18 protein-coding genes are annotated in these 14,531 nt (G+C 63.1%); 11 read left to right on the top strand and 7 right to left on the bottom strand.

Annotated features, from left to right (window positions below):
• Positions 1-9: 9 nt before the first annotated feature.
• Both J1N60_RS04400 and J1N60_RS04395 read right to left on the bottom strand, forming a co-directional pair.
• On the bottom strand, positions 10-1,128 hold the full coding sequence (locus tag J1N60_RS04400) for a CARDB domain-containing protein (RefSeq protein ID WP_312911010.1): 1,119 nt from the start codon (positions 1,126-1,128) through the stop codon (positions 10-12).
• Positions 1,129-1,248: 120 nt separating this feature from the next.
• Positions 1,249-1,803 (bottom strand): hypothetical protein, encoded by a 555-nt coding sequence (locus J1N60_RS04395; RefSeq protein ID WP_312911009.1) that lies wholly within the window; start codon positions 1,801-1,803, stop codon positions 1,249-1,251.
• Positions 1,804-2,078: 275 nt separating this feature from the next.
• On the opposite strand from J1N60_RS04395, the gene J1N60_RS04390 reads away from it, so the two are divergent.
• The 4 genes from J1N60_RS04390 (at position 2,079) to J1N60_RS04375 (ending at position 5,868) form a co-directional block, all read left to right on the top strand.
• Positions 2,079-2,663 (top strand): DUF7344 domain-containing protein, encoded by a 585-nt coding sequence (locus J1N60_RS04390; RefSeq protein WP_312911008.1) that lies wholly within the window; start codon positions 2,079-2,081, stop codon positions 2,661-2,663.
• Positions 2,664-2,665: 2 nt separating this feature from the next.
• Positions 2,666-3,595 carry a hypothetical protein gene (locus tag J1N60_RS04385; RefSeq protein ID WP_312911007.1) on the top strand — a complete coding sequence of 310 codons (930 nt, stop codon included), beginning with the start codon at positions 2,666-2,668 and terminating at the stop codon, positions 3,593-3,595.
• Positions 3,596-3,728: 133 nt separating this feature from the next.
• The gene (locus tag J1N60_RS04380; protein ID WP_312911006.1) at positions 3,729-4,052 is read left to right on the top strand and encodes an EMC6-like membrane protein; all 324 of its coding nucleotides are present in this window, start codon (positions 3,729-3,731) and stop codon (positions 4,050-4,052) included.
• A 1-nt stretch (position 4,053) separates the two neighbouring features.
• Entirely contained in the window at positions 4,054-5,868 is a 1,815-nt protein-coding gene (locus J1N60_RS04375) for a ribosome biogenesis/translation initiation ATPase RLI (RefSeq protein ID WP_312911005.1), read from the top strand.
• Between the two features lie 168 nt (positions 5,869-6,036).
• Here the strand turns inward: J1N60_RS04375 and J1N60_RS04370 are convergent, their stop codons facing one another.
• From J1N60_RS04370 to J1N60_RS04355, 4 genes are all read right to left on the bottom strand, one after another.
• Positions 6,037-6,288 carry a glycine zipper 2TM domain-containing protein gene (locus J1N60_RS04370; protein WP_312911004.1) on the bottom strand — a complete coding sequence of 84 codons (252 nt, stop codon included), beginning with the start codon at positions 6,286-6,288 and terminating at the stop codon, positions 6,037-6,039.
• A 304-nt stretch (positions 6,289-6,592) separates the two neighbouring features.
• A complete protein-coding gene (locus J1N60_RS04365; protein ID WP_312911002.1) occupies positions 6,593-6,988 on the bottom strand; it encodes a hypothetical protein in 396 nt (131 codons plus the stop codon).
• The gene (locus J1N60_RS04360) at positions 6,985-7,233 is read right to left on the bottom strand and encodes a hypothetical protein (RefSeq protein ID WP_312911000.1); all 249 of its coding nucleotides are present in this window, start codon (positions 7,231-7,233) and stop codon (positions 6,985-6,987) included. Before J1N60_RS04360 ends, J1N60_RS04365 begins: the two co-directional genes overlap by 4 nt.
• Before the next feature lie 250 nt (positions 7,234-7,483).
• Complete coding sequence (locus J1N60_RS04355) at positions 7,484-8,005, bottom strand: archaemetzincin family Zn-dependent metalloprotease (protein WP_253431834.1); 522 nt, start codon at positions 8,003-8,005, stop codon at positions 7,484-7,486.
• A gap of 39 nt (positions 8,006-8,044) precedes the next feature.
• Between J1N60_RS04355 and J1N60_RS04350 the strand changes: the two genes are divergently transcribed.
• From J1N60_RS04350 to J1N60_RS04340, 3 genes are all read left to right on the top strand, one after another.
• Positions 8,045-8,491, top strand: coding sequence for a UPF0146 family protein (locus J1N60_RS04350; RefSeq protein WP_425499324.1), 447 nt, complete (start codon positions 8,045-8,047; stop codon positions 8,489-8,491).
• A 57-nt stretch (positions 8,492-8,548) separates the two neighbouring features.
• A complete protein-coding gene (locus J1N60_RS04345) occupies positions 8,549-9,592 on the top strand; it encodes a zinc-binding dehydrogenase (protein WP_312910998.1) in 1,044 nt (347 codons plus the stop codon).
• Between the two features lie 102 nt (positions 9,593-9,694).
• The gene (locus tag J1N60_RS04340) at positions 9,695-10,036 is read left to right on the top strand and encodes a DUF7977 family protein (RefSeq protein WP_312910996.1); all 342 of its coding nucleotides are present in this window, start codon (positions 9,695-9,697) and stop codon (positions 10,034-10,036) included.
• Positions 10,037-10,149: 113 nt separating this feature from the next.
• On the opposite strand, the gene J1N60_RS04335 is transcribed toward J1N60_RS04340, so the two are convergent.
• Complete coding sequence (locus tag J1N60_RS04335) at positions 10,150-10,683, bottom strand: hypothetical protein (protein ID WP_312910994.1); 534 nt, start codon at positions 10,681-10,683, stop codon at positions 10,150-10,152.
• 195 nt (positions 10,684-10,878) lie between these two features.
• Here J1N60_RS04335 and J1N60_RS04330 point away from each other — a divergent pair, with 195 nt between their 5' ends.
• From J1N60_RS04330 to J1N60_RS04315, 4 genes are all read left to right on the top strand, one after another.
• Positions 10,879-11,337: a Tfx family DNA-binding protein gene (locus J1N60_RS04330; RefSeq protein WP_312910992.1), complete on the top strand. Its 459-nt coding sequence runs from the start codon at positions 10,879-10,881 to the stop codon at positions 11,335-11,337.
• Between the two features lie 987 nt (positions 11,338-12,324).
• Positions 12,325-13,110 carry an SDR family oxidoreductase gene (locus J1N60_RS04325; protein ID WP_312910990.1) on the top strand — a complete coding sequence of 262 codons (786 nt, stop codon included), beginning with the start codon at positions 12,325-12,327 and terminating at the stop codon, positions 13,108-13,110.
• 92 nt (positions 13,111-13,202) lie between these two features.
• Positions 13,203-13,820, top strand: a complete 618-nt coding sequence (locus tag J1N60_RS04320) for a DUF8215 family protein (protein ID WP_312910988.1) — start codon at positions 13,203-13,205, stop codon at positions 13,818-13,820.
• Positions 13,821-13,845: 25 nt separating this feature from the next.
• Complete coding sequence (locus tag J1N60_RS04315; protein ID WP_312910986.1) at positions 13,846-14,520, top strand: hypothetical protein; 675 nt, start codon at positions 13,846-13,848, stop codon at positions 14,518-14,520.
• The last annotated feature ends 11 nt before the right edge of the window (positions 14,521-14,531 follow it).

Below are 14,531 nucleotides of genomic sequence, written 5' to 3'. Positions count from 1 at the left end.
GTACTCATCTCACGTTCGCCGCCGCCGGACGACGAACCCGACGCCCAGGGCAATCGGGAGCGCGAGCGCCGCCGTCGACCGTGAGGGAAGCGCGGCCGTGACCGCCGCAATCGCCGGCAGTCCGATGACCGTGACGGTACCCACCGCCTCGCCCTCGAGCGCCAGCGCGTAGCGGCCGGGGTCGGCGAACGATCGCTCGAACTCGACCTGTCGCGTCTCGCCGGGTGCGAGTTCGACCCGCTCCGTCTCGACGACGAAGCCGCCGACGGCGAACTCGAGGGTTCGTACCCCCGTCGCGTTGCCCGTGTTCTCGACGGTCGCCGTGACCGACACTGACTCCCCGATTGCGACCTCGGTCCGGTCGAGGTCGATCCCCGTCACCGTCATATTCGGCACCGATTCGCCCGGTTCGGGTTCGGGATTGGTGACCGTCACCGTGTGCGTCCGGCCGTCGATGCCGACCTCGTACGTGCCGGGGGCGTCCATCGTCCGCTCGAAGGAGACGGACCGGTTCTCGCCGCCGAAGACGAACACCCGTTTCTGGCTGACGACGATGTCATCGACGGTCAACCCGACCATCGTCGCCATCGACTGCGATCCGCCCCGGTAGATACCCGTGACCGTGATCGTCTCGCCGACGGTTACCTCGGTGTCCGAGACGATGACACGCTCGAGCGTCGGCGGGTCGGGGTCGGTTTCGTCGTCCTCGTCATCGTCGTACCGCACGTGGATCGTGAACGACTCCGTTCCCTCCCCCGCCTGGTGAGTGTCGATAGAGACGCCGACGGCAATCGACTGGCCGGTGGCTGGTTCGAGCGGCGATTTCGCGGTTATCTCGTCTCCAGGGTCGCCGTTTCGGTAGAAGGTGACGCCGTCGGTGCCCGAGAGCCAGATGTGATCGACGTCCTCGTCGATGGCGCGTACGGTGAAGGCCTCGTCGACCGTCGTTACCGCGTCCGCATTGAGTCGCTCGAAGTCGAGTTCGAGCTGGCCGTTTTCGGTGGTGGCGTAGGGACTCGAGGCCTCGAGAACAATTGTGTTGGAGGTGTCGTCCTCGAGAGTGACTGCAGCTGTCGGCACGGCTAAGGTGAGGGCGAGCGCCGTAACCATCACGAAGGCATATTTCATTATAATTACAATAGATCTTCAGATGTGTTTGAGATGGTTGAACACTGAATTCGGCCACACACTAATTCCCGGTTTCTACCGGGCGTAATCTGAAAACATATCCTTTGAATGAGACTGGATCTAAGCAGACACGGAATTTGCCTTAATCGTGATATCTACACTGGCTAAATTGGAAACGGCCCCGCCCCAATCGCCGGGGTTGTCGCTATTTGTATTGATAGCGATCCCTAACTGAAGTTCCGAATTAGTTGCACCAGCAAGATCTGTATCTCCGGCGATTATTGTATGATCATCACCATAAGCCGAAATTGAATCCGAGCCGTTCCACGAACCTGTGTAAAAAACGACGCCTTCGGCAGTACCATGATTATTGATAGTTATCTCTACATCGTTGCTCCCTGCGTTCCCAATAGTTAATACGTCATCAAATGACGTGACAGCGTTTTCATTCAGGTCCTGAAGATCAATTTGCATTACGTTACCCCCGTTATCAATAATTCCTCCATATGATTCATCTACTTTAAATCGAAGGAGTGCATTCTCGTCGTCAGCAGTGCTGACATTAACAGTACGACTCGCTTCAACGGTACTAAACGCACCCGTCGCGAGTGCGCCGCCGCCGCCAGCTACGATCGTTCCCAGTCCGACAAGCACGTTGCGTCTGTTGAGTCTCATTGTATGGTCTCCGTTCGATCCGCGCCGGCACCGTAGGCACCGGATACCGACGTGATCATCACCTCCTTCACTCGAGGCTACCCCCTTTGTATTAGGTCTCCAGAAGCAGTTCTGGCCCACCAATCGGGGCTTCAAGACGGGCTTGATCGGCCGAAATCAGCCGTCTGAGGGAAAGTGTGTGAGTTAAAAACACACTCGTGTTAGATCTACACGCGACGGCAACAAACGTTATGTAGGCATAGTTCAGTAATCCTAGATAGATTTCGGGGGGACCAATGGCGACGATTACCGAGCAGGTAGGCGAGAACGACGCTGGGACGGCCGAGAGCGACAGGAATGCCGCCGGCCCCACTCGAGGCGAAATTTTCGACCTCCTGAGCAATCACCGTCGACGGTACGCCATCCACCACCTCAAGCAGACCGACGAACCCGTCGAACTCGGAGCCCTGGCCGAACAGGTTGCCGCCTGGGAACTCGAGAAGGAGGTGCAAGGACTCACATCCACTGAGCGCAAGCGTGTGTACACGTCGCTCCAGCAGACGCACCTTCTGGCGCTCGAGCGCGCGGGAATGGTCGAGTTCGACGCTCGAGCGATCGAACTTACCGAGGAAGCCGAGCAACTCGAGGTCTACCTGGACATCGTTCCCGGCGATTCGATCCCCTGGGGCGTCTACTACCTCGGCCTCTCGGCGGTCGCCGCCGCGGTGATGGTCGGGCTCTGGCTCGAGGTCGTTCCCGTCGAGACAGTGTCGACACTGGGATGGGCCACGGCCGTCGTGGGGCTGTTCGCCGTGTCGGCGGTGGTGCACGTCCTGGAGAATCGACAAAACCGCCTGGGTGAAGGGGAACGCCCGCAATAGCCATGAACGGGATCGGAAAACTCGCGGTCGTTCTCGTGGTCGTCGGCACGGTATTACTGGCTGGACCGGTCTTCGGATTCACGACGATCAGCGCAGATCGCGGCGTCTCCGTGAGCACAGCTACAGACCCGAACGGGTTACTTGGTGTCATCGATAACTCGGCTGCGGGGAGCGCAGACGTTGTCCCATCGAATAATCAGCGGGGCGAAGTCTTCTACATCGACGATAACGCTGGACTGTTCGACGTTAACGATGTGACTGTCAACGACATCAAGTTCAACGGCCAAGAGACGGGCCTCGAGGCGAATGTCCAAACCGACGGCACCAACGGTGACTACGCCGTCGTCGTAACGTGCGGAACGTCAAATCTCAAGGATCCGGGAACGCTCACCGTGCAACTGACGGCCTCGAGCAGCGTGACTGTCGACTTGGAGCGAACCACAGGCGCGGAAATCGACGTGAACTGTCGCGGCGGCGGGAACACTGATCCGCCGGGGCTTGAGGTCACCAGCGTCGATTCCGTGCAGGGAGGCGTCGTCGAGTTTACGCTCAATAATACTGGTGGTAAAATCGAGATTACGGAAGTCTCGGTTACGAGGGCATCGACGTCGGCGACCGAGATTTCGCAAGGGAATCAAGCTGGAGAGGTGATTGTCGATGGCGGGGCCGATAATACAGAAACGGCATCCGCCAGCCCCTGGGAGATCGGAGATCAGAACGTCGAGTTCGGGAACGGAAAGGGGAAGCGAGTGGACCTCGGAACGGGTGATCTCGCCACCGTGACGATCGACGCGTTCGTTGACGAGAACGGCGAGGAGGTCTCGATGGACAATGCGGAGATAGAGATGACATTCCATGACAAGAAAGGCGGATCCGACAGCATAACTGTCACAATCTCCTGTGACGACGATTCGACGGCCTGTGGGCCATAATCGACGCGGGCACTCATCCTCGAGGCCAACAAATCTCGAGTGGCAAATTGCTATCCGAGATTCAACGCTTACACGTGGTACAGCGCCCGGACAATGCGAACGGCTTTTGAACGCCCGACACAGACTCAGTAGTATGTCAACCGCAACGATGAGCGATCGACGCGAGCACATTCGCTCGATCGGCGTGACAGCGTTCGCCTGTCTCGCCGGGGTTGGCGCCGCCATCGGCTCCTCGATCCTCACCGCCGGGGAAGCCGTCGACGCCGCGGCGACCGAACCGCTCACCTACCTCCTCGTCTTCGGGCTGATCGCCCTGCAGGTCATCGCCCTGCCCGCGACCGGCCTCTACGATAGCGAGGAGTTCGGACCCAAACACGTGCTGTTCATCGGGTTGATGACCTTCTCGTTCTGGTTCATCACCTGGGGAATCATGCTGAGCACCGGCGCGAGCTTCTAACATGGCCAAAGACAGCATCGCCGTCGTCGACCTCGATCGGTGCCAGCCCGACCGGTGTAACTACGAGTGCAAGAACTACTGCCCGCCCAACCGCACCGGCAAGGAGTGCATCACGCTCCGTGGCGAAGAGGCCGACGAGGGCCAACCCGAACAGATTCGCATCTCCGAGGAGATCTGTCTGGGCGAAACCTGCGGCATCTGCGTCGAGAAGTGCCCCTTCGACGCCATCGAGATCATCAACCTGCCACAGGAACTCCAGGACGACCCTGCCCACCGCTACGGCGAGAACGCCTTCTCGCTGTACGGCCTCCCGGCGCCACAGGAGGGGAGGGTAACCGGCATCCTCGGACCAAACGGCATCGGGAAGACCACCGCCGTTCGCATCCTGGCCGGCGAACTCGAGCCAAATCTCGGGCGCTTCGACGAGCCACCGGGCTGGGACGACGTGCTCGAGGCCTACCGCGGCACCGAGATCCAGGACTACCTCGAGGCCGTCCGCGACGGCGACCTCTCGGTGGCGCGAAAACCCCAGTACGTCGACCAGATTCCGAACCAGTTCGACGGAAACACTCGCGAACTGCTCGAGCGGACGAACGAGCGCGACGCCCTCGACTCGCTGGTCGAACGGCTATCGATCGGTCCAGTGATGGACCAGTCGATCGACGATCTGTCGGGTGGCGAACTCCAGCGCGTGGCGCTCGCGGCGACGCTCGCTCGCGACACCGACTTCTATTTCCTCGACGAGATCACGCCCTACCTCGACATCGGCCAGCGGGTCACCGCGGCCCGTCTGATCCGCGAACTCGCGGAGGAGGAAGGGAAGTCGATGCTCGTGGTCGAACACGACCTCGCCGTCCTCGACTTGCTCGCCGACACCCTCCACGTCGCCTACGGTGAGCCCGGCGCCTACGGTGTCATCACGACGCCCAAGTCGGTCCGCAACGGCATCAACGAGTACCTCGCGGGCTACCTCGAGAACGAGAACATGCGGATTCGCCCGAACCCGATCGAGTTCGAGGAACATGCCCCCCGAAGCGCCACCCGCGGGGACACCCTCGTCGAGTACCCCGACCTCGTCAAGTCCTACGGCGACGGCGAGTTCTCCCTCGAGGTCGAGGGCGGCGAAATTCGGAAGAACGAGGTCCTCGGCGTCGTCGGCCCGAACGGCATCGGGAAGTCGACCTTCGCGAAGCTGTTGACCGGTGCGCTCGAGCCCGACGAAGGTGAAGCCGAGTTAGATCTCGACATCTCGTACAAACCACAGTACGTCACCATCGACCAGCCGATGCGCGTCGACGCGTTCCTCGCTTCGATCACCGACCAGTTCGGCTCCTCGTACTGGAACACCGAAATCGCGGGTCCGCTCCAGCTCGAGCGGATCATGGAGCAGAGCCTCTCGGACCTCTCGGGCGGGGAGCGCCAGCGAGTTGCCATCGCGGCCTGCCTCTCCGATACCGCGGATCTGTACCTGCTCGACGAGCCCTCGGCCCACCTCGACGTCGAACAGCGAGTTCAGGCCACGCGGGCGATCCGGCGCTACGCCGAACAGCAGGACGCCACCGTCCTGGTCATCGACCACGACATCTACATGATCGACCTGCTGGCCGACCGCCTGATGGTCTTCGACGGCGAACCGGCCGTCCACGGCCGCGCGGGGACGCCCCAGTCGATGCGCGGCGGCATGAACGAGTTCCTGGCGAACCTCGAGGTGACGTTCCGCCGGGACGAGCGGACCTCGCGCCCGCGGATCAACAAGCCGGACTCCCAGCTCGACCGGCAACAGAAGCGCGAGGGCGAGTACTACTACGCGCCCTGATCGGCGCCGTTCGATTTCTTCGCGATTCGAATTTCGCGCTCGAGATCGAGACTCTCAGCAGTCGTGATCACGCTGGTTCGAGGATGAACGACTGGAGAGCGAGGCTGTCCAAAAAAACGTCGTATTCTCGTGTTCGGCCGTGCGTCCGTCTCTCTTCCGTCCGATTCGTTACTCCTCGACGTCGTTGCCTCGAGACCGCAGTCCGCCAGCGGTGGGCCCACTGCCGGGTTTCAGGTCGTCGAAGCGCGACTGGACGGTCGGGCGGTGTTCGCCGATGGTCGCCCCGACCAGCGCGCCGAGGGCGGCCCCGGTGCTCGCGGTCTGTTTGCCCAGTAGTCCACCCAGGAAGGCGCCGACGGCGGCACCCATCGCGGCGTAACGTGCGCGGCTCATGGCACGGACGAGTCTATCTTTCACCATGCGTGAGTGTACGGTCGAGAGGAAGATAAGCCTGTTCCCGGCTGTTGCTCTGTGGGTGTGCTGAGTCACTGGTTGTACCGAGGATTTGCCGGTTACGTTGAGGGCACACTCGCGAGCGAAACGGAATTAGCCGATCGGTCACTGACAGCACCCATAGTTGTCACCTTGCTCGAGTTCGTCAGCGTGCCCATCCTCGTGGACGCGACTCTGGAAGACGTCGGTCGTCGCTCGCATTCGATAGCCATCATCTGACGCTGGTGACCCGAAAAGCGGAAACGCGATGGAAGACACGACAGTTCGATACTCAGAGCGGGACGAACTGCGAGGGATACAGATGGTTCGAGTTGAGCCAGAACAGCGCGAGGAACCCGAGGAGCAACATCGCTGTCACGAGGCGAACAGTATGCCGGGTGAACCAGCGTGTTGCGACGTGCCGGAGTACGATCGTCACGATCAGTGCTGGCAGAATCGTTAGCGAGACCGGCCACAGCAGATGCCACCGACTCGAGAGCTCCACGTTCCAGCTGAGTTCGACGAGCGCTTCTGCCGCAAACGCCTGCAAGAAGACCCCGCCAACGAGGCCGAGTAGACAGTACACGCCGAATACGAGCCGATATCGGTTCGCGTAGGCGACCGACTGCAGGTACTCGAGGCCGGTCACGTTTCGGTCTGGGGTGAGAGAGGGTGATGGTGACATCATCCAATGGTGTAGATTGCAACGAGCGAACGGTACAGTGGTGCGTATGCGACGAATACCACAATCGAGACGAGCGCCCCTGACTGCCAGCCGAACCACCTGACAGCGATCGATCCCAGCAGCGATGCACACACGAATGCGGGAATGGTTGTCATGAGTACCCACTCAGGGAGGCCGAGGAAGAGGCCGTGCTGGAAGGGATACACCAACAGGAACTGGACGAGTATGCCGAGGACGAACGCGAGCACACAACAGCCACCGAACATTGCGTGGCGGGTACGTGTCCGGGAAAATTTGCTCACCGAATTGAAAGTCATGACTAGTTGTTTCTGTGGAATGATTTATATAACTAGTTCCCCACGTGCGTATTAGGCGTATCCAACCTTGATACAACAAATAGGCCCTAAACAGGCTGTTTAATTCGAAGTTAACAGTATTTGAGGGAATTGGCCAAGTAATCGGGCAACCAGGCTATCGGGCTTCTGAGCAAACAATCGATTAACCGATCAACCGCTGACAGCTCCCACAGAGGTGTTCTTCCTTGATGTCGACCTCCCGGACCGTGGGCGAGAAGTTCATCACGCAGCGCTGGTTGTCGCAGTGCTCGAGCCCGTAGGTGTGGCCGATTTCGTGGACGATCTCCTTGCGGATACGGTCCTGGAAGATGTCGCTCGCGCTCTTGTTCGAGAAGCCGCCGTCGCTCGAGGTCTGCAGGCGATAGGTCGAGACGACGCTGCCGCTCCCGTCGAGGTACGCGAGGCCGAAGACGTAGTTTCGCCGGCGGTAGAAGAGGTCGTGGGGGGTGACGGCGATGTTCTTGTCGCCTCGGCCGACGCGCTCGGCCAGCTGGATGAACGTCTCGGCGCAGTACTGGTTGCGCCCGGAGTCGTACGCACCGTTCGGGATCGACTGGGCATCGTTGACCGTGACGTCGCAGTCGTAGACCGACCGGAGCGCCGCGGAGGCCTCCCGCTTGACGTTCGCGGGAACGGACCCGACCGGCACGATGTCGACGAGCATGGCAACGTCTATGGCGCCCCCCAGCATAAACGTCCCGCCGTGGTACGCTTTCACCGGGACCGTGACGAAGACCGGTCCCAGAATCGGGACGCGCTCGTGGGGGAACTCCAGGCATACGAGCGCCTGCTCGAGGTCGGCATCGGACGGCGCACGGCGGTCGCCGAGGCGCTCGTCGAGGCCGGGTGTGCGGTCGTCGCGACGGACGTTCACCCGCGCGAGACTCCCGAAGGAGTGCAGTTCGTAATCGACGACGTGACCGATCCCGACCTCGCGGTCTACGCCGACCCCGACGCCATCTACGCGCTAAATCTCCCGCCGGAACTGCACCGGCCGGCGCTCGAGGTCGCTCGCGCGGTCGACGCTGACTTCCTGTTCACGACGCTGGGCGGCGACCCGCCGCTGGTGCCCGTCGAGCGAGTGTCGCTGCCTCGAGAGACGTTGTTCGTCTCGCAGCGGGGAAATCACCGTCCCGGCGACAGCCACTGAGAACGAGCACTGGCGGGTGACGAACGACTTTTCACGGATTCCTGCGTTGGGCCCGGTATGCAGGCTGTCACCTTCACCGGCCACGGAGACACCGACGTGATCGAGTACGCCAGGGTTCCCGACCCCGAGGTCGGCCCCGAGGACGTGCTCGTCGACGTGAAGGCGGGCGCGCTCAACCACCTCGACGTCTGGACCCGCCGCGGGCTTCCCGGACTCGACCTCGAGATGCCCCACGTCCCCGGCAGCGACGCGGCGGGCGTCGTCGTCGACACCGGCGACGCGGTCACCCGATTCGAGGAGGGCGACCGGGTCGCCCTCTCCGCGGGCGTCTCCTGTGGCGAGTGCGAGTTCTGCCGCCGCGGGAAGTACCCGCTCTGTGTCTCCTACCACGTCATCGGCGAGCACGTCCCCGGCGTCCACGCCGAGTACGCTGCCGTCCCCCAGGACAACCTGATCCCCGTTCCCGAGGGCGTCGACTGGGTGACCGCGGGGTCGACCACCCTCGTCTTCCAGACCGCCTGGCGCATGCTGATCGACCGCGCGGACCTCTCGGCGGGCGAGTCCGTACTCGTCCTGGGCGCCAGCGGCGGCGTCGGCCACGCTGCCCTCCAGATTGCCGCCCACGCGGGCGCGGAGGTATACGCTACGGGTAGTAGCGAGGAGAAACTGCGATACGCCGAGGCCCACGGCGCCGACCACGTCGTCGACTACGAAGAGGAGAACTTCGCCGACTGGGTGCGCGCCGAGACCGGCAAGCGCGGCGTCGACGTCGTCGTCGACTACATCGGCGCCGGCACCTGGCGCGACTCCATCCGGAGCCTCGCGAAGGGTGGCCGCCTCGTCACGTGCGGGGGCACCGCCGGGCCGAATCCCGAAACCGACATCCCCCGCATCTTCTGGAACCAGCTCACGATCCTGGGCTCGACGATGGCCACCCCCGGCCAGGTCGATGACGTGATGGAACTCGTCTGGGACGACACCTTCGAGCCCGCCGTCCGCGAGGTGCTCCCGATGAGCGAGACCGGCCGCGCCCATGCCCTCCTCGAGGACCGCGAGGGGTTCGGGAAGGTTGTCGTCCGCCCGGACAGCGAACTCGAGTAGTCGAAGACGGGCCGTGGTGGACGGACGAGAAAGTCGGAGACCGGCCCTGACGTACGAACGAGAACCGTGAGGGCTATGCAGATGCGCTCGTAACACTCACACGTGACCTCGAGCGACGACGGCGGCTACGTCCACGATCCGAACGCGTTCGACCGGGAGGGTCGTCGTAGTGCGGACGACCGAAAGGCGAGCGCGGACGCCGAAGACGAGCCGAACGACGACGCCTGGCTCGAGCGACCGATCCACCCCGAGGCGGGCGACCGGGAGTTCGGCCGTCGCGGCTGGATACTCGTCGGGATGATCGTCCTCGCGTTCATCGTCGCTCCCGGCCTCATCCTGCTGACGCCGCCGGACATGGACTACTGGTTCGCGCTGTTGATCCTCCCGCTCCTGCCGGCGACGATGCTGGCGCTGACGGCGGTGTGGGCGACGACGCGGCCCTGAGCCCGAACGGGGCGGTTCTCCGTCTCCTTGAACTGCGACTTTTCACTTCTTTGGCGCGAACGTACTTCCTCCTCGAGGCTCGTCTCGAGTCGAACCGTCCTCTCCCTCCCCTCTCACTCCTCGACGTCCACGAACGCATCGTAGAACGCGCTCGTGAGGTGGCGCCGTTCCCACCGCTCCCGAGCCTCGTCTCCGATCAGCGACGCCCAGGCCGTCAGGACGACGGTGCAGGCGGCCAGTCCCGGGAGAACCGCGATCGCGGTCGTGATCAGTGGCTCGAATACGAAGAAACCGACGAACCTCGATCGGAGGCCGGAGACGTCCGGGCCGAACAGGAGCCACCGCGCCGGATACGGCGCGAGGACGACGATGGCGACCGGGTACGGGAGCACGTTCAACACCGGCCCGCCGTAGCCGCGGACGAACGCGAGCGAGAAGTACGTCCAGACGGCGACGCCCGCAACCGCGCCACCCACCCGTTGCGGGTCGATATTCGACTCGAGCGCGAGCACCGAGAGGTCGCCGTAAACGACGGCGACGGCCCCGAAGTACGCGAGGAGACAGACCGCGATCCCGCCGAGTACGGTCGACGCGTGTGCGAGTCGCGACTGGGTGGCGAACGGGTCGAAGCCGAGCGGGCGTTTCATCCTCACCTCGAGTCGTGGTGGAGACGGAGGTTGAAGGTTGCGAGTGCGGCGGTGGAACGTGAGGTGACGAGAGCGGCGACGGGACCTCATAGACCGCCCAACGACCGGAGACGCTTTGGGGATCCCCTCACCTAGGTCGGGTATGGACGCGATCACGGCCGCGACGGCCGCCGTCGAGTCGAGGGGGTATCGACCGTGATCGAGGACGCCGAGGAAATCCTCGAGGAGGTCGGCTTCGACCCCGAGGCGAGCGTCCTCACCCACCGCCAGGCCCAGGTGCTGGCGCTCCGCGAGCGCGGCTTCTCTCAGGCGTCGATCGCCGACGCGCTCGGGACCTCCCGCGCCAACGTCTCCTCGGTGGAGGGGAGCGCCCGCGACAACCTCGAGCGCGCACGCGAGACCATCGCGTTCGCCGAGGCGCTTCGAGCCCCGGTTCGCGTGCAGGTCGAGGCGGGAACGGACCTCTACGACGTCCCCGAGGCGGTGTACGCGGCCTGCGACGAGGCGGGCGTCAAGGTCGAGTACACCGCGCCGGACCTGATGAAGGTGGTTTCGGACGCCGCGGGCGACGCGGTGACCGGTCGACGGGTGGCGACGGACCTCGTCGTCGGAGTCACGAGCAATGGATCGGTCCGGGTTCGCCAGTCCGATTGAGCGAGCGCGCCGTCGAGCGACTCGAGACCCACGACGGCAATGCTCGTGCGACGGCCCTGTTCACCGACTATGAACGGCGAAGTTTTTGCGCCTGTTCATCCCATAATCACGGTAATGGTCCGGAAGAGATGTACAGAGGTAGCCTATGGACGAATCTAGGAAGAGATCCTGGAGTTGGGTGGTTATCGCTCGAGATGGCTTCAAAAAGCAGTGGCAGGCGTGAGCAAGACGAAGAGAAAGAATATGAGCAGCCCAAAAAGAGGGGAAATCACGCTCTCAAAAAGTCATAATCGGTTTCCGTCTTGCGTTTTCTGAGTTAGCGGTCACTAGGAAGAGAAACGCTACGAAGAGCGTCTCAGATCCATTCTACGAAATTGAATTCGGCGATATAGAGCCTTCTCTGTAGGGAACTCACTTTCCCACTCGAGTCGAACGTGTGGCCGACCAGTACACGATTCAAAAGTTCATAATCGGATTCCTGCTATCGGTTTTGAGGTCCTGGAAACTACTGAACGTACTGAAGAGATTGAGACAGCGTTTGAGAGTAAATCGGGCTATAGAGGACATTTCGAACCGGTTATGCGCGTTTGACGCTTGGAGACCGGGATTCACTCTGTAAGTCCCAATCACGAAATCGAATCCGCTCGGCCACCAGTGTCGGCAATCATCAAAACAGACGAGAAAGGTCACGGATTGCCTCGAGAGCCCCCGTACTCGTCTATTGTGAATTGAATCACTCTCTCGAGTGAAATCGCCATCGTATAATCTCTCCTAGACTCTCTTCATAATCGGCCCTCAGAGCAGAGACTAGACCTATTCTTCCGGACAGAGAACCCGATTATGAACGATCTGAAGCGTAAGTAGAGGTATTCTCCGATATTGAATCACGATCGGTCGTGAGCGACCCGAGTCCGTACCCGACCGTCTGCTTGCAGACCGACTTGCCACGGCCCCGAGAGATTTGTCCTCGGCGAGCGTAGTCGCCCCATGGACCTCGACGTCGACGGCAATGCGGCACTGGTAACGGCATCCTCGAGCGGCCTCGGCCTGGCGAGCGCGGCGGTGCTCGCCCGCCAGGGCGCGGACGTCGCTATCTGCGGACGCGACGCGGACCGACTCGAGACGGCTCGCGAGCACGTCGATTCGCAGGGAGACGGCGACGTGCTGGCGAAGCAGACCGACCTCACGGATCCCGATCAGGTGTCGGACCTGGTCGAGACCACTGCGGAGGCCTTCGGTGGCATCGACCACCTCGTCACCTCCGCGGGCGGCCCCCCGAGCACGACCTTCCTCGAGACGAGCGAGCGCGAGTGGTACCAGGCCTACGACCTGCTGGTGATGAGCGTCGTCTGGACGATCGAGGAAGCCCACCCCCACCTGCTCGAGTCCGACGAGGGATCGATCGTCTGTATCACCTCCCGGACGGTCCAGGAGGTCGCCGACGGCCTCCTGCTCTCGAACGCAGTCCGACGAGCGGTTATCGGCCTCGTCAAGACCGTCTCGCGGGAGTTCGCACCCGAGATCCGGGCGAACGCAGTTCTCCCCGGTACTATCGAGACGCCCCGCATCGAGGAACTGATCGAGGCTCGCGTCGAGAACGGCACCTACGAGGACTACGAGTCGGGCCTCGCGGCGATGGCCAACGACATCCCGATGGGCCGGATCGGCGATCCGGAGGAGCTGGGAGCCGTGGTGGCCTTCCTCTCGAGCCCCCACGCGAGTTTCGTCACCGGGGTCGAGGTGCCCATCGACGGTGGGCTGTTGCGGAGTTAGAGCGCCTCACGGGAGGCGACTCGTGAACACCAGTCGCAGTTCGTGCGGACGCCCCTCCCAGCATTTGTGTCTCGAAGTGGTAGCCGCCAGCGATGACGCGCGAGTCAGAGCCCGGACGGGGCCGGACGTCGGATCACGACCGGGCGTCGAGCGATCGACCATCGGAGCCGAACCGGGCGCCCGGACGGGCCACCCGCCCTGCCTACTCGAGCGAGCGCCGAACCTGGTACGGCCACGGCACGCTGGCTCGAGCCGAGAAGCCGCCGGTTCGGCGCTACCTCCATGACGTGACCACCGTCTTCGCGGAACTCGCCGTGCTGGGACTGCCGGCGATCACCCTGGCCTTCCTCTCGCCCGATCCGCGCGTCTACGGCGTCTCGAGCGCGATGCTCGTCGCCTGGCTGACGATGACGGCGGTCGCCGCCGGGGTTCGCGGCGGCTGGGTTCGCCCCCTCGGGACGGACGTTCGAGGCTGGCTCTCGCTCACGCCGTGGCTCGTCGGGCTCCGGATCGCCTACTACAACCTCGTGCTCGGTACGATTGCGTTCGGGAGCCCCGCAGTCGGGGACGCGGTCGGGTTTCCGCCTATCTCGCTCGTCGTGGTCGTCGGGTCGAGTGCCCTCGCCGCCCTCGCGTTCCCGCGACTGGGCGAGTGGATGTATGGGCGACTCGAGGGCGAGCGAGCCCGCGCCAGGGAAGACGGCGTTTGAAGGTGCTGGTCGTCGTACACTCCCTATGTCGAACGACGCCACAACGACCGGACGGACGATCGAACGAGAACCAGCGAATACGAGTGCACTCGATAGCGCCGCGTTCGTCGCAGCCGCGATCACGTTCCTCGCTGGCGGCGTTATGGTAATCTGGGCAAGTCCGCCCCCGTCGGAGTCACCAGTGTTCGGGATACTCGCCCACGGCCTGTGGGCGCTCGCCGCCGCGCTTCTGGCGATCGGTGCGATCGCACTCGTCCTGTCGAACGGCCGCCTGCGACGGAGCCTCGCGGGGACGCTTTCCATCGGGGCACTCGGACTCGGTGTCGTCGTCGGCCTCCAGTGGGTGACCTGGGCCTACGTGGACCTGCGAGCGGCCGAGGCGGACGGGTACGATCTCGCCCTCGAGACCGTGATCACACCCTTCGGTGCCGGCCACCTCCTCATGTACGCGATCCTGATCGGCGGCGGGGTCGCCCTCCTCGCCTGGGCGCTGGCCCGCACGCGAGCGGCCCGCCGAGGACTGAGTCTGGCGGGGGTCGCCGTTGGCGCGCTCACCGTCGGGACCGCGGTCCTCTCGACGCTGGCCGGTCTCGGGGGCGGCAGCGAGGGCCACTGGCTGTTCGACGTCGCGACGCTGCTGATCCCGCTCTGTTACCTCTGGGCAATGGCGGTCGGCATCGACCTGTACCGTCGGTCGTAGCACCGTCGATC

Source organism: Natronosalvus caseinilyticus (assembly GCF_017357105.1).
GTDB classification, from domain to species: Archaea; Halobacteriota; Halobacteria; order Halobacteriales; family Natrialbaceae; genus Natronosalvus; species Natronosalvus caseinilyticus.
Note: the sequence above shows the minus strand (reverse complement) of the source record. Positions and strands in the feature narration are given on the sequence as shown.

What these genes read in the sequence shown, in the direction of transcription:
- J1N60_RS04365 (WP_312911002.1), bottom strand. Translation starts at nt 6,988, where the DNA reads ATGATGTCACCATCACCCTCTCTCACCCCAGACCGAAACGTGACCGGC.
- J1N60_RS04390 (WP_312911008.1), top strand. Translation starts at nt 2,079, where the DNA reads ATGGCGACGATTACCGAGCAGGTAGGCGAGAACGACGCTGGGACGGCC.
- J1N60_RS04375 (WP_312911005.1), top strand. Translation starts at nt 4,054, where the DNA reads ATGGCCAAAGACAGCATCGCCGTCGTCGACCTCGATCGGTGCCAGCCC.
- J1N60_RS04395 (WP_312911009.1), bottom strand. Translation starts at nt 1,803, where the DNA reads ATGAGACTCAACAGACGCAACGTGCTTGTCGGACTGGGAACGATCGTA.
- J1N60_RS04400 (WP_312911010.1), bottom strand. Translation starts at nt 1,128, where the DNA reads ATGAAATATGCCTTCGTGATGGTTACGGCGCTCGCCCTCACCTTAGCC.
- J1N60_RS04320 (WP_312910988.1), top strand. Translation starts at nt 13,203, where the DNA reads ATGACGCGCGAGTCAGAGCCCGGACGGGGCCGGACGTCGGATCACGAC.
- J1N60_RS04315 (WP_312910986.1), top strand. Translation starts at nt 13,846, where the DNA reads ATGTCGAACGACGCCACAACGACCGGACGGACGATCGAACGAGAACCA.
- J1N60_RS04335 (WP_312910994.1), bottom strand. Translation starts at nt 10,683, where the DNA reads ATGAAACGCCCGCTCGGCTTCGACCCGTTCGCCACCCAGTCGCGACTC.
- J1N60_RS04355 (WP_253431834.1), bottom strand. Translation starts at nt 8,005, where the DNA reads ATGCTCGTCGACATCGTGCCGGTCGGGTCCGTTCCCGCGAACGTCAAG.
- J1N60_RS04380 (WP_312911006.1), top strand. Translation starts at nt 3,729, where the DNA reads ATGTCAACCGCAACGATGAGCGATCGACGCGAGCACATTCGCTCGATC.
- J1N60_RS04370 (WP_312911004.1), bottom strand. Translation starts at nt 6,288, where the DNA reads ATGGTGAAAGATAGACTCGTCCGTGCCATGAGCCGCGCACGTTACGCC.
- J1N60_RS04325 (WP_312910990.1), top strand. Translation starts at nt 12,325, where the DNA reads ATGGACCTCGACGTCGACGGCAATGCGGCACTGGTAACGGCATCCTCG.
- J1N60_RS04345 (WP_312910998.1), top strand. Translation starts at nt 8,549, where the DNA reads ATGCAGGCTGTCACCTTCACCGGCCACGGAGACACCGACGTGATCGAG.
- J1N60_RS04385 (WP_312911007.1), top strand. Translation starts at nt 2,666, where the DNA reads ATGAACGGGATCGGAAAACTCGCGGTCGTTCTCGTGGTCGTCGGCACG.